Raw genomic sequence first — 14239 nt, forward strand, 5'->3', positions numbered from 1 at the left:
TTTTTCTCTATAGCTGTGCCTGAATTAACTTAACTCAGGCTAAATAAAACAAATTAGTATTGAGGAGAATACTGACTTTCGATTAATACTTGATTTTCTATTGGGAACACTGATTCGCTTAGTTTTACTAACTCATTAATTGAAAGTTCATTAGGAATTGTAAGCATAGAATCCAAATAGCGCGGATCGTTATATTCTCGATAACTCAGCATCAAACGACGTAACCATGTAGACGAAACTTCAAGTCGAGTGCTTTCTGCAAACTTAATATCTTCTTTAACACGCTCAATATTCATTGACTGGATATAAGGTGTTAAATGACTTAATACAGCTAAGGCTTCATTAGTAAGCTCACTAGATCTTTTAGGATCACTCAGAAAGCTCAGCTCAGTTTCAACTTGATTATTATTAGGGTTCAACTTCATTTCGAAAATAACTCTGTAGGTTCCTGCCAGTTCAAGCCTAAGTTTTTTTCGTAGCGCTTCTTGTATAACAGGATTAAGTGTAGAAAGTATAAAAGCACGCTCAGGTGTCCAATCTAAACTTTTACTGCCATATATAGTTGTTCTAGTTTTTAAGTCACCGCTAAGTTCACGTATAAAACTGTGACTACCTACTCGCTGAGAAACAGGTTTACTTGTCATTGCAGAGGTATTAACGAATGGTGACAAGTATTGAGCTATTAACTTTTCTAAATATTTAGTATCAATTTCTCCTACAATAAACATTGTTTGTGTTTGATTAAGTAAGCTATTTGATACTGACTCCAAGGTAGATGTGGTAATACTTTTTAATCTCTTTTCAATAGCGGTTTTATCTTGCTTCTCTCCATAACGAAGCTCAGATAAATTGAGTGTTTTATCACTTTTTAACGCCATAGCAACTGATTCATTAAGTGCTTCAATAGCGTTATTATCGAAATCCCTCTTCTGATGATTTAACCAAAAAGCGTAAAAAGTACTTTCTAAATCATCAACTGTCGTTGCAATGCTCAAATCCAAGTGCTGAGGATGAAGTTTGAACTTCCATTTTGAATTATTTTCTTTTTGCCAATCTAACCAATCTTGTGGCTTAACACCTACTGGATGGTTTTGTTCGAAAAGTTGTAAGGCACTTTGTGATAACCATTCAGGTTGTTCTTGGTTCTCATATCCAATATTAGTTATTGCTTTTAATAGTATTTTATTTGAGGGAGTAGGACGATTTAACCACACAACTCGATTACCATTTTCAAGTTTCCATTCAAAGACTGATTGTTTTTCATGGTATTGAAACGAAGGTATTTTTTTATTTATCTGAGGTGGCGCTATCGGTAATTTAACCTCCTCTTTTTCTTCTCTAGGCAAAGCCATTAATGGCTTTTCATTAGAAAAACTCTGTTTTATTGGTTGCTCTATACTTTCTAAAGCAATGCCGCGCTTCCACTCCTCAACTTCCTCCACACTCGGTAGTGATAATTTAATATCACCAGGCGCTTGATAGTAAATAAAAATGTCAGGTGCATTAAGTATTTCTACTAATCTCGCATTTATCCTTTCTAAAGTAACGCCGTTTAATAATTTCATTGTGTATTCAAACTTTTCGTTTGGATCTGCAACGACGGTGTCAGTTAATAATGCATTAGTAATTTTATCTTCCCAGCTAGCATAACTACGTTTACTAGTAGAAGTGGCATTGCGTCGCGCTGTAGCCTTCGTATTGCTTAAAACTTTTTGTAAACTTTCTTCTGAAAAACCATATCGACGTAAACGTTCGATTTCCTTCAAAATAGCTTGTACCCCATCATCATGGTCTTCAGTTTTAGCTGAAAAAGCTAACACTAAACGTTCATTGCTTGGTTCTTTTAATACACCACTAATAGAACTCACTGACTCAGGGTAAAACACCGCATTACGGTGTATTTGCGGCATCAATAATTTTCGGATGATATAGTTTTCAAGTCTTAAATTAATGCCCTCGGAAGTGCTTTTAGGAGGAAGTGCCATTCTTAACCCTAAAGCGACTTTAGATGTAGTCCCTTCTCGATCTTGAACTTTATTAAGTTTGATAGTCTGATCTAATGGGAAATCAACATAATTCCGTTCAGGTTTTGGCACTGTAGGCAGATATTCGAATGTATCTTCAATATTATGAACTAAATTTTCAGGTTTAAAATAACCACTAATGATCAAGCTCATATTGCTTGCAACGTAATTACTTTCATAAAATGCTTTTAAGTCACTCTGTGTTATTTCATTAATACTTTGATAAGAACCAATGACAGTACCTTCTGCATATTTTGAATTTGCCTTTGTACTCTGTTTAATCTGTTTACTTAAACGCTTTATTACATGCTCACCCTGCCGTTTCTCTTCTATTATTATTTTTTTCTCTTTTTCCCATTGTTCCTCTAACATCTTTGCACCACCAGCAATATCAGCTAACAACTGCAGTGAGCCTTTAAGATCAAGTGCATCGTGCGGGCGAGTACGTATCATATAATTAGTTTCAGTTTGCCCGGTTTTAGCATTTACTTCTTTGCCAGCTTTCCAACCAATTTTGCTCAAATAATCATGAATTCCCTCTGGATGATTGACTGATTGATTGAAAACCATATGCTCTACTGCATGAGCAATACCTTTAATTTCAGGTTCATCGATTGAACCTGCATGGACAATCAGCCTTACATTAAATGGTTCATCAGCATTATCGGAGTGATAGGCAAAATACTGCAACCCATTTTCTAGCTTGCCATGTTGTATTTTTGAATCCCAATCTGGTATTGAAGAAGTTGCAGTGTGAGAGAAGGTGGTTGCAAATCCAATGCATAAAATTACCCAACTGGCTTTGAACAGTTTCAAGATACTTCCTTAAGAATTTCCGAGAGAGAGAGTAAAGTCACACCATTTAGTGGTGCGACTTTGTTGTTATTTAATAAGCAACCTGTTGCTTAAAACACATAAACAGCACCTGAATAATTTTCATCATTGCTATCATCATCATCACGGTTAGTATCCTCACTATTTATTCCAGTCTCGCCAGAACTTTCATTATGAGCAGCAACGACTAACGTCTTTCCATCTTGACTTAAATCGACGGTAGACCCAAAACTATCAATTTCTTCTGTGTTTGGAGCTTTAACATAAGCTGTTTGTTCCCAACTTTGAGATGTTTCATCATATGCAAACATATAAACAGCACCCGCTCCTTTTGCTGTGTTATCTGATTCATCCCAATTAATACCAATTGTAGCGGAATCTTCATTAGATGAACCAATAGCTAATACCGTTGCGTCTCCATTAAACGCAATTGAGTTACCAAAATGATCTCCCCAATTGTCATCTGAAGCATCAAGAGCAGACTCTGGCGCAGTTTCTTCACTAGCACCTTCTGTGTTAGAACCCTTTAAATACGCAACTTCATTCCAAGTACTGCCGTTATAATTAAATAGGTAAACTGCGCCTGCGCCCTGCCCCTCATTATTACTACTATCTTCATAAGTAGCGCCTACAGCGAGCATTTCTCCATCATCACTCAACTTAATAGGGTTTCCAAAATAATCCCCTTCTTCTGCATTGGATGCTTTAAGGTAAGATGTTTGCTCCCACTGTTCGACATTATTTTCATGAAAAATGTAAACAGCACCGGCACTTTCTGCTTCATCGTTGAACCCAGTTCCATTTATACCAGTCTCTGAAGAGTCTTCGACAAATGAAGCAACAGCTAACGTTTCGCCGTCTCCACTTAACGACATCATGTGCCCAAACCTGTCATCTTCACTTTGGTTATGAGACTCAAGATAAGCAATGCTTTCCCACTCGCTACCATTAAAATCAAACAGACTGACTGAGCCTGATTCAACAACGATACTCCCACCTTCAGTTGAAGTATGGAATGGAGAACTAACTGCTAAACGATTGCCATCAAGGCTTAAAGAAACAACGGTACCAAAATGGTCATTTTCTTCTGGATTTTCATTTTTAAGGTAAGCAGATTGATTCCAGTTAGCACCGTCATAATTAAATACGTATGTAGCACCTGAATAAGAGACGCTATTATCGCTTTCATCACTTGCATCGCCGGAGTCTTCACCAGGAGCCCCCACAACCAAGACTGTTCCATCTTCATTGATATCAAGAGAGGTTCCAAAGTAATCTTGCGAGTCTGGTGCCGATGCTTTGATATATGCAGTTTGTTTCCAATTATTGTTACCATCAGAACTAAATATATAAACGGCTCCTGTAGCCCCTGTTGAAGCACTATCACCTTGATCTCCATTTATGCCAGAAGATGGTGAATCTTCATAAACAGCAGCGACAGCCATTGTTAGTCCATCTGCACTAATAACGACTGGCTTACCAAAATCATCTGCATAACCTGAGTTAGAAGCTTTAAAGTACCCAGCCATTTTACTGAATTCGCCTGGGTGAATTGCTTTTTCAGATGAGATTAATTGTTCTGCGCCATTATCTGCAATCACAAAGTAGTGTTGACCTATCGTATCTAAAACACTAGTAACTTCAGTAGCGAAAGAGTAAGTATTTACGGTAGTACCTAGTTCATTGCAGTTTTCAGCTTCTAAAATATCTGATTGGCAAATAGTATAAATAACGTTATTTGAAGTATCTGGAAATGCATTCTCCCAAGTAAAATTAATTTGTCGTATATTGCCAGAGCCATCTTCGTTTCGAGTGTTAGCAGCTTCGATTGTTGATAAATTAAAATCACCTGAATTTATTTCAACCCCTCCTGAAGTGGCTTGAGAGTCAAAGTTGTCATTAATGATTTCTTGTTCAATTGGCGTATCGTCTACAACGAGCTCTCCTGAAGATCCTTCATCACCTCCACCTCCACCTCCACCACCACAACCAGCTAATGAGAGTGCAAATACTAAAGTAGGTAATTTAGCTTTATTGAATGGATTGCGTTGTGGGTTACGTGTCATTTTAGGTTCACTTTTACTTGAGAGAATATTAGATAAAGCTATTTAACTTGATACACAGCTTTAAATTAAATTTTAAAATCAGAACGATTAAAGAAAAAGTATATTTGAGTTAAAAAGTAACGTTTCACTGTTGAAGGATACTAAAAACCCTTTCAGGACTATTATTGTGTGGTTGTTATTCAAATCCCTTGATATACCGCTTTAAAACATCCATTTGATTTTTTAAAAAAAATGATACTAATATAACCTCAACACTATTGCAAATGATTATCATTAGCCAACGGTATTGATTATCATATAGATTAAATGTAATATCCACTCAAAAAATAAAGCCTTCTAAATATAAAATTTAAATGTACGTAGAGGGAGATGGAACGAAAATATAAAAGTTACGGATAACGATGAAAATAATTAATAACCTTTTGATTTTAAGCCTAGCGATACCTGCATTGTCACAAGCTGAAGATACTTTAAACGTATCTGAGATCAAAAATAACAATAATGAAATAAATCAAAATTCTAGCAAAAACAGCATCAGTTCAGAAGAGTCAATAAAACTAGAAGATATTTCCATTGTTGGTGAAATTGAGCAAGAAAATGAAACCCTACAGGCTACAACAAGTTATGAAAGTTACGATCCACTTGATAGCGGATTAAGCGTTATCTCTGAGAATTCAATAAATGAATCACAACAGGGAGACATGGATACAACGGAATTACTCAAAGTCCTTCCTTTTGTTCAAACAGATATCGAGCGTTATGATGGTAGTGCTCAAAGTGAACAACATATACGCCCTTCGGATTTCTCGATATCTGGTGGCAGTTATTACGATAACAATATAATGATAGATGGAGTGTCCGTAAACTCAGTGATGGATGTAACCCAGAGCACTGACAATGAAAATTATGATGAAGTAAATGGTCAAACTTCTCAAACTTTATATGTTGCCCCCTCTCTATTACAGGCAGTAGAAGTTCAAGATTCTAACATTTCAGCACAATATGGTGGATTTAGTGGCGGAACAGTCGATTATCAAGTTCGTGAAGCGGGCGATGAATTTAAAGCCCAAATTAGCACAGGGTTTCAATTTGATGAAATGGTTAGTTATTTAGGTGAAGATCCTGATGGTGACCCTAAACCTGACTTTATAAAATATCGAACTTCAATGAGCTTTGATTTACCGATATCCGATAAATTTAAACTATTAGTCGCATACTCTCGTGCAGAATCTCAGTCTTATTACCAAATGGATGAACAGTATGGCAATGAAGATTATACAAATGGAGATCTTTCCCAAAACTTTTTATTAAAAGGTACTTATCAATTTAATGATAATCTCTCAGCAACAGGCATGATGATGTATAGCCCTTATGAAAGTGAATACACTGCTGATGATGATTATGATAGTGAACGATTAACACTCAGTACTGGTTTTGCTACCTATTTACAACTTGATGGATACCATAACCAATTCGATTGGTCAGCTCGTCTATCTTATAATCAATCTGATAATAGCCGAGATTGGGATGGGGACAGGTATAAATGGGACACGGGATCTGCATACGGTAGTACGCTTTGTGATAGCACTTATTGTTATGAAGGTGGTTTTGGTGACATTGAACAAACCCAAGAAGATTACACATTAAAACTATCTGCTAGCCGTAATATAAATGATGGAGTCCTTAGTTTCGGTTCTGAATCAAGCTATACAAGAGCTTATAAACAAAGACCAGAAGATTCTTGGTATTATTATCAATATGCAATTGACCAAAATAACGGTATCGTTTGCAGCAGTGGTGATGATGCTTGTATGAGTGATATTGCATTTACTGACGCAGTTCGATATGAAAGTTATGAAGCTGATGTTGGGGTATATCAACAAGCACTATGGGCCGAATATCAGCAGTATTTTGGCCCTGTAGATCTACGCTTAGGCGTACGTTATGAATATGATAACTTTATGCATAACCATAATATTGCTCCACGCCTTAACGTGAGTTGGGAAGTCTTCTCTGACTACTTTGTCAGCTTTGGTGCTAACCGTTATTACACCAATAATATGCTCGCTTATGCAATTCGCTCTGCAACTCCAGCAACAACGACATATCACCGAGATTTGAATGGTGATAGTACATTGAGTGAATGGGATTTAGCTTCAGTTAATACTAATTATGATTATTCACAAGGTAACCTAAATACACCTTACAGTGATGAAATTACACTTGCCTTTACTGTACCAACAGCTTTAGACGGGACGTTTAGAATAAAAGGAATTAAACGCTGGGGACGTGATAAATTTTCAACTTCTAGAGAGTATGATCAAAATAGTGATCTTGGTTATACTCTAGCTAACGATGGTAAAACTGACTACCACGGTATTTCATTAGAATGGAATGGTCGCATTGGCGATCATGTATTTACAGCTAATACAACGTGGTCAGAAACAATCACGTTTGGTGGTCCTGACTATTTTTCTGAAACAGACATTGACGATATGGAAAGTACATATCTTTATTATAATGGAGAAGTTATTTCAGAATACCAACTTAGCAATATAAGAAAACAACAAAACTATGCAGCACCATTTAGAGCTCACTTAAGTTGGGGCACTTCATGGTTTAATAAGCGACTATTAACCAAAACTTCCCTTAATTACCGAGGCGAATACACCAACATTGACAGTGATGGAACTGCAATAGAGGTTGATGGACAAAATTACGACGTTTACGACGAAACAACGATTGATGCTTTTGCAGATATTAGTTTGAATGCAATGATGGAAGTATATAAAACGGTAGATACCTCTACTGTTGTCGATATGCGAGTAACCAACTTATTAAACCAAAATCCTTACTCAGCGGCAAGTAGCTATCAAAGAGGAAGAAGTTTTTGGCTTGGCATAAGCGTAAACTTAAAATAGTCCATCTAACGATCCCTATTTAAATATACTTATTAGTATAATTTTTAATGCAAGAAGTATTAACAAAAAGTAAATTTATCAAAATTCAAACAGGCCCTTGGAAAATTGAATAATCATCTAGTAGTTATGATAAAAAATTGATTTATATGAAAAATATCGACTTTCCACTTGCAATATTTCTAATTATTGATGAGGAAAATGCACTTTTTAGTTACCAATAAAGTATTAATAATACCAATTATATTAAATAAGTGATCTAAATTTTGCGCAGGAAAAATGACTGAGTTCAAGGCGTAATTTGAGTTAAATAGTTGTTCTATTTACGAAAATTACAACGAAGAAATAAGTTATTTTAACAAGCAAAATAGATCAGTTAATTAGTGTGATTGGTATAAGGATGCATCTGCGGTTTAGTTTAAGATAGACGTTATATCGATGTTTAGCTTGCATTAAATGACGGCCAAAAACGAAACAGATGATGAACAACACCGTGACAACTTAAAACTATTAAGCTTGCCCCTATGATTTGAATTTACGCATCTGTCGTTCTTGTTATCGAATAGGCTGATGCGAGAGTACACATCTGTTATTTTCATACTGAATAGTTGAGTGCTCGACAGTTGGTATTAATTCTTTTTTGGCAGCAGAGTAACTTGCGAGTTTATCCATCACAACGTTTAATGGCGTACTCCTTTGTCCTTTTAATAATCGTTTAAAGAAGCGCATCGCTGCCGTCTTATTCTTTCGTTTCTGAACCAAAATATCTATTTCGTCACCATCTTGAACTACAGCTCGCCAAAGGTAATGTAATACCTCAATTATTTTGATGGAAACCTCATCCAAATGCCAAGTATCACCAAGTAGCCTCTGTTCTCTTTAATTTAGTTACAATAGATAGGATAGCACGGATTTTTTACACCACTGGCGACTCGTTTCATAAGTGACAACAATGCCTATCACCGCAAGTAATTCTTCAATATCACGAAAGTTCAGTGTAAATCGATGATAAAGCCAAACGGCATGGCTAATAATTTGTGCAGGATAACGATAGACTGCGTAGAGTTTAGAATTATTCATTTGCAGGTTATGGCATAACTATTTATTTAAATATCATCACCATGTGAAGTCTTTAATCTGTTGCTTTGTTAATGAGATTTGCCAAACAGGTATTTCAGCATCTATTTTTTCATTAAACAGTTCACCATCTTCAGTCGTTATATTATCAAGGCCCAACAGCTTTAATGTGTTGGAATCGTAATTCCAACCCGAGTAATATAAATCATCATTAGGAGCATCGTATTCTTTTGACTGTCCTATTACTGGAAGATATTTACTGACTTGAAGATCTAGATAAAAATCGGCTTCTCTGGCTTTCCAGTCATCTCTTGCCATCTACTGATCAATAATAATCATCAATGGAAAAACATATAAATACCAAGGGTAATTTCTACGCCAGATTTTCTGAAGTGCACCGCCATGCAAACCGGCAATTGATCTAGATTTAATCAAGACACTTGAGGCTCCCGGTATAAAATAATTAGCACAAGATGAGAAACAATTACCTTCCACAATTAATGAGATATTATTTTCCTTAATCCAATCTGCTAAATCCATCGCAGCATGTACGTTACCTCCTAGAGAGTTAACGGTAAAAGAGCCAATTTCCTTATTCTCTATTTGATTAAAGATTGCATCAATAGAAGTCCGAGATCTTTTCACTCAAAAAAATAAACATAGAAATAAAAGCAGTGTAACTTCTCAAAAAATATTATATTAGTCAGGCTTTATCGCCACGCAAAGGTTGGAGTTGTGCATTATTTTTGTATTGGCATGATAGCTGTAGAGATAACAGGCTGAAAATAGTCGATCACTCGTTCTTAAGAATAAGAGAAAATAATGAATACGCCCAAAGCCATGAAGCAATTTTTTAGTAAGGTTCCGAGCCCATTGGCAGGTTTAGCGCTCGCTATTGCCAGTTTAGGTTTGTGTTGGGAGCACGTTGTTGATGTCGCAGGAGCGGCTCAAGCATTGGGTGCTTTACTGGCTGGGGCTATTTTAATTCCGCTATTTTTAAAATTTATAATGAACCCTGCTATTTTAAAGCAAGAGTTGCAGCACCCTTTAGCGAGTAGTGTTATTCCCACATTAACAATGGCGACTATGGTTGTTGCCAATGCCATTTCAAATACTTATTTTCAGCTAGGATTAGCTATCAGCTGGTTCGCCATTATTTTGCAATTATGTTTTTTCGCCAGCTTTGTTTTTTATCGCAGTAAGCATTTTAATTTCGCACACGTTCTACCAAGTTGGTTTATTCCTCCGATTGGCTTAACACTGGCCATTATCACCCATCCAGGTGGCTTACCAATAGTGTTAAGTAATACTCTTTTAATACTTGGGTTACTGTCTTATGCGCTTTTATTACCCGTCATATTGTATCGTTTGTTATTTTCTGAGGCGTTAGATAGCAATCAAAAGCCAATCACTACTATCTTAGCCACACCTGCTAACCTATTAATCGTCGCTTATTTAATTGTGGCAACTGAAGTAAATCCATTCCTGTTTGGCACCCTATTATTCTTAGCAGTCCTGTTAACTTTATACGTCTATATTATGCTGCCTAATCTACTACGATTGCCTTTCAGTCCGGCTTACTCTGCTTTCACCTTTCCGCTAGTTGTTGGCCCGCTTGCTTTATCTAAAAGCGCAGAGCAGCTATTACAAGAAGGTGTGGATACGAAATGGGTTTGGTTAATGACACAACTCGCTAATTTTGAATTAGTCGTCGCAACAGCCATGGTTATTTATGTCAGCTTCCGCTTTATAAGACATCCGTGGTCGATAAAGCGCTAACTTGGCTTATGTGATTACACTTCAAAGGTTATATGTCTAAAATGTAGTGAATAAAAAATAGAGATTTTTTAACGATTAAGTGTGAAAGTGACTTAGGGTCTATGAAGTAAAAATGATCTTCCCCCGACTTTGTAGACACTTTAATTCTCGATTAAGTACCTTTTTTAATACTCATCAGGAGACACATGGCCAAGGTGACTATGTAATCACTTCCGATTGTAAAACATCCCAATATAATTGAACAAATGTTGCCTGTTAACGCTCCTATTAACGGGCAAAATATAGTTGGCTATAATATTTGAGGGGCGAAAATAGCCAACTATATTTTGTCCTGTTGAATAGCTGGTTATCCCTTAACTTTCTGATTTACGCCAACCTTGTTTTTTTGCTTCAGCTTCTGAACAAAAATACTTTTCACCTTTATTCTCATTTATTTTAGTTTTTTCATAATATTTCTGACCTTTTACATGATAAATTTTTTCGCCAGTATTATATGAAATATTTCCTTTTATATTGCATGTTCCATTTTCACTCGAATTGGCATTTAATGCTAATAAACATACTGTACTTGCAATAATTATGACTAATGATCTGATTTGTAAGTTACTTTTTTGCATTGAAGTAGAATTCCTTTTATTCAACAACGATTATATAATGAAGCATAACGCCCACTTAAGCGGACAAAAATAGTGGGCTAAAATTTTGTTGAGGAACGAAACATAGCCCGCTGTTTTTGTTCCGATTTAAAGTGCTTGTTATGTGTTTAAGCCTGAACATTCCACTTGGGATTGAGGTTACCGATTAATTCTCGCTCTAAAATTACAGCTTCATCAGCGGTAGAGACTATCTGTATACTTATGATTATATTGCTTTTATTTTCATGCATTTTTAAACCAGCTGGGTAATTTCTAGCACTATTACTCACGCGAGTATAATCTCTTAAGCGTTTACGATAGCCACCATTATTTAGCTCAGTCGCTTTCCCAACATAAACTAACTCACCATCTATTTCACCTTTATAAGCGCCAATCTTATTATTGTAATTAGAAAAATCACAATCTGACTCATCAAGTAATCCAATACATATCCAAGCTGACATTTTAAACTCCTATTGAACGACACATAACGCTTTGCTAAGAGGAAAATTATGGTTGGCTAAAATGTGCGAGGCACGAGTACAGCCAACTGTAATTTTTCCTTTTGAGCAACTTGTTAGTAGTATGATTGAGTTAACGACTTGCGATTAACTCTTGAAGTTTTGTATTAACACGTTGGTAATCATCAGTACCTAATGGGTATGATGGACTACGGCGTCCAGCAACAACTCCGTCATAAACCATTTGAATTTTTACAACTTCGTGGTTTTCACCACCCCAAACTTCCGAACCTATTGATATTTTATATTCTGTATTTTCTGGATGAGGGGTGCTTGCACTTACAAAAGCTATTTTATCTGCGTGCGGGAAAAACGTTTTAGCCATAATAATGTGCCTTTTCTTATAAATGAAACATAATCATAGCACCTAGATAACCCAAAAGAAACCTTTAGATTTCCAAAGGTTTCTTTTGGGTTGGTATGACTGCATACGAATACTACTAACGCCGCATTAAACGGACTAAAATTGTGAGTTATACTGTGGAGCGAAGCGGAACGTAACCCACTGTTTTAGTTACGTTTAAATGCCTTGTTAGGCGTACTTTTCAATAGACCTACCAAATATAATATTTTTTGATTTAACATATGATCTTGTATTAGCATCTTTTGACTGAGCTAGTGACAACTCAGGAACTGCTTTACCTGCAAGTAAGCATATAGATGGTGTTATAGGGATGAAGAGGTCATTTTCAGGGGAATCTGGAACTATCAAGTCTAAGTGTAAGCTTTTAACTAAACACCAACTTAAATCTTCATGGATTCGGTTAAACATCATGACTTGTCCTTGTAGTTCAATCCCTCGCATATTCCTTGATGGAAGAGAGCCACTTTCATCTACATAATTAATGTGTAATTCATCTAAAAGATTCTTTTCATCCGGATCAGTTACTGTAGGAGTAAGTTTAGAAGCTTCGTGAATAGGATACGGATCACTGTCCATAGATGCACGAAACTTCCATAAAGCTAGAAACCTAGTAATAGACCTATGCTGCTTTTTTGGTATTGCGTAATCACCACACTGTAATATCTGTTCGATGACAATTTGAAATTCATCTTCAATTTGTTTACCAAAAGACTTTTCAGCGGCTTGATCCCAGACTCTAGTAACGCAGAATATCTTATTGTTCGGTTTAACTAAAAATTTTTTACCTGAAGCCTTTCTCAAAACTTCGACGTTTCCATTTGTTGTACAAAACCTCTGAATAGACCTAGACGGTAAAATGTGTTGATTTTTTACGATGATACCACTCATAGCTACCCTTACGCCTAACGCCCACATTAAGCGGACTAAAATTGTGTGCCAAACTTGTTGAGGAACGAAACATGGCACACTGTTTAAGTTCCGTTTAAATTGACTTGTTATATGCCAGCTTGAACAATATCTTGCTTGCACTTTTGCCATGCAACAATGTGATCCATATTTAATTCATTTACAGGCTCTACATGAAGCTCATTGAATTGAATATGATTTATAACTTTTAGAGCCAAAATCGATGGGTTAAATGCGTAAGTTAATAGCGCAGAAAATTTATCTCGATGTTTTTCTAAAAGAGCATCTATTTTTTCTTTTCCAAATTTGTGTTCAAAAATAAAATCTTGGTCATTAATTGGAATCATCATATGTAGCCCCCCTTGTGCTGCGGGGTGACTAAGTTGGCATAGTTCAGAATAACAATCATAAAAATCTGAGCCTGTTTCTTCATCTAACTTTTTAACGTAGCGTGCGGCTGTTTCTGCTTTATGAGAATCAGGCGCAGATTCACCACTATTTAATCTTCTAGCATGGGAATAGTGGATAAGTTGATTTTCTAAATCTGTGCATATATAGAAATTTGGGGAGTTTTGATTAATGGAGCTATTAATATTTTTTATGTTTTTTGAAAGAGTGGAGCATAAATTTGATAGAGAAAAATAACTGTCGGCTGCTGACTCAATAAGACACCTAAATGAAGATGCAAACGGCAAATATAATCCAGCCTCATATGAATTATGCATTCCTCTTAACCATTCATAATTTTTAGCAATTGCAGATAAGGAACCAAAATTTGCTCTATACAATAATTCCTTCATATATTGAGATTGTCCCTCGCATGGAGAAGTTTGCATTAGGGATGTAAATTCACTCTCGTTCATGAAATGATATTCATGATTTCTAACTTCAGAAAGAATCTTATTAATTACGGGGATAAACTGTGATGCGTCTTTACCTAGTATTTTTTCGTACGTGTTTTCCATTACAATTTAACTCCTTTGATGAGCCTGAATATTTCGCCAATAGTCGATTTGGCATATAACGCCTTGCTAAGCGGATAAAAATGGTTGGCTATAATCGGTGTTTTTCAAGACAGTTGGCACTCATTAGCTAATTTTTATGCGACTTCTTTC

General features: G+C 36.0%; 12 protein-coding genes. 2 read left to right on the plus strand and 10 right to left on the minus strand.

Features of this window, described 5'->3' with window-relative positions; translation table 11 throughout:
* Positions 1 to 53: 53 nt before the first annotated feature.
* Positions 54 to 2840: a M16 family metallopeptidase gene (locus V6256_RS04505; protein ID WP_341596878.1), complete on the minus strand. Its 2787-nt coding sequence runs from the start codon at positions 2838 to 2840 to the stop codon at positions 54 to 56.
* 89 nt (positions 2841 to 2929) lie between these two features.
* Positions 2930 to 4924 carry an FG-GAP repeat protein gene (locus tag V6256_RS04510; protein ID WP_341596879.1) on the minus strand — a complete coding sequence of 665 codons (1995 nt, stop codon included), beginning with the start codon at positions 4922 to 4924 and terminating at the stop codon, positions 2930 to 2932.
* A 401-nt stretch (positions 4925 to 5325) separates the two neighbouring features.
* On the opposite strand from V6256_RS04510, the gene V6256_RS04515 reads away from it, so the two are divergent.
* Positions 5326 to 7845: a TonB-dependent receptor plug domain-containing protein gene (locus V6256_RS04515; RefSeq protein WP_341596880.1), complete on the plus strand. Its 2520-nt coding sequence runs from the start codon at positions 5326 to 5328 to the stop codon at positions 7843 to 7845.
* Between the two features lie 552 nt (positions 7846 to 8397).
* Here the strand turns inward: V6256_RS04515 and V6256_RS04520 are convergent.
* The 3 genes from V6256_RS04520 to V6256_RS04530 form a co-directional block, all read right to left on the minus strand.
* Positions 8398 to 8688, minus strand: coding sequence for a DDE-type integrase/transposase/recombinase (locus V6256_RS04520; protein ID WP_341596881.1), 291 nt, complete (start codon positions 8686 to 8688; stop codon positions 8398 to 8400).
* A 270-nt stretch (positions 8689 to 8958) separates the two neighbouring features.
* Positions 8959 to 9237 carry a hypothetical protein gene (locus tag V6256_RS04525; protein WP_341596882.1) on the minus strand — a complete coding sequence of 93 codons (279 nt, stop codon included), beginning with the start codon at positions 9235 to 9237 and terminating at the stop codon, positions 8959 to 8961.
* Positions 9238 to 9564, minus strand: coding sequence for a hypothetical protein (locus V6256_RS04530; protein ID WP_341596883.1), 327 nt, complete (start codon positions 9562 to 9564; stop codon positions 9238 to 9240).
* 177 nt (positions 9565 to 9741) lie between these two features.
* Here V6256_RS04530 and V6256_RS04535 point away from each other — a divergent pair, with 177 nt between their 5' ends.
* Positions 9742 to 10698, plus strand: a complete 957-nt coding sequence (locus V6256_RS04535; protein WP_341596884.1) for a TDT family transporter — start codon at positions 9742 to 9744, stop codon at positions 10696 to 10698.
* A gap of 353 nt (positions 10699 to 11051) precedes the next feature.
* Here the strand turns inward: V6256_RS04535 and V6256_RS04540 are convergent, their stop codons facing one another.
* From V6256_RS04540 to V6256_RS04560, 5 genes are all read right to left on the minus strand, one after another.
* A complete protein-coding gene (locus V6256_RS04540; RefSeq protein WP_341596885.1) occupies positions 11052 to 11315 on the minus strand; it encodes a sunset domain-containing protein in 264 nt (87 codons plus the stop codon).
* Positions 11316 to 11461: 146 nt separating this feature from the next.
* Positions 11462 to 11797, minus strand: coding sequence for a hypothetical protein (locus V6256_RS04545; RefSeq protein WP_341596886.1), 336 nt, complete (start codon positions 11795 to 11797; stop codon positions 11462 to 11464).
* 130 nt (positions 11798 to 11927) lie between these two features.
* The gene (locus V6256_RS04550) at positions 11928 to 12179 is read right to left on the minus strand and encodes a hypothetical protein (protein WP_341596887.1); all 252 of its coding nucleotides are present in this window, start codon (positions 12177 to 12179) and stop codon (positions 11928 to 11930) included.
* A 207-nt stretch (positions 12180 to 12386) separates the two neighbouring features.
* Positions 12387 to 13256 carry a DUF4238 domain-containing protein gene (locus V6256_RS04555; protein ID WP_341596888.1) on the minus strand — a complete coding sequence of 290 codons (870 nt, stop codon included), beginning with the start codon at positions 13254 to 13256 and terminating at the stop codon, positions 12387 to 12389.
* Positions 13214 to 14089: a hypothetical protein gene (locus V6256_RS04560; RefSeq protein WP_341596889.1), complete on the minus strand. Its 876-nt coding sequence runs from the start codon at positions 14087 to 14089 to the stop codon at positions 13214 to 13216. The genes V6256_RS04555 and V6256_RS04560 overlap by 43 nt, the downstream gene beginning before the upstream one ends.
* Positions 14090 to 14239: the final 150 nt, after the last annotated feature.

The sequence above is a fragment of the Psychromonas aquatilis genome (assembly GCF_038155185.1).
In the GTDB taxonomy this organism is placed as follows: domain Bacteria; phylum Pseudomonadota; class Gammaproteobacteria; order Enterobacterales; family Psychromonadaceae; genus Psychromonas; species Psychromonas aquatilis.

Coding starts and splice junctions, on each gene's coding strand:
- V6256_RS04560 (WP_341596889.1), bottom strand. CDS start 14,089: ATGGAAAACACGTACGAAAAAATACTAGGTAAAGACGCATCACAGTTT.
- V6256_RS04515 (WP_341596880.1), top strand. CDS start 5,326: ATGAAAATAATTAATAACCTTTTGATTTTAAGCCTAGCGATACCTGCA.
- V6256_RS04535 (WP_341596884.1), top strand. CDS start 9,742: ATGAATACGCCCAAAGCCATGAAGCAATTTTTTAGTAAGGTTCCGAGC.
- V6256_RS04525 (WP_341596882.1), bottom strand. CDS start 9,237: ATGGCAAGAGATGACTGGAAAGCCAGAGAAGCCGATTTTTATCTAGAT.
- V6256_RS04545 (WP_341596886.1), bottom strand. CDS start 11,797: ATGTCAGCTTGGATATGTATTGGATTACTTGATGAGTCAGATTGTGAT.
- V6256_RS04555 (WP_341596888.1), bottom strand. CDS start 13,256: ATGGCAAAAGTGCAAGCAAGATATTGTTCAAGCTGGCATATAACAAGT.
- V6256_RS04510 (WP_341596879.1), bottom strand. CDS start 4,924: ATGACACGTAACCCACAACGCAATCCATTCAATAAAGCTAAATTACCT.
- V6256_RS04540 (WP_341596885.1), bottom strand. CDS start 11,315: ATGCAAAAAAGTAACTTACAAATCAGATCATTAGTCATAATTATTGCA.
- V6256_RS04550 (WP_341596887.1), bottom strand. CDS start 12,179: ATGGCTAAAACGTTTTTCCCGCACGCAGATAAAATAGCTTTTGTAAGT.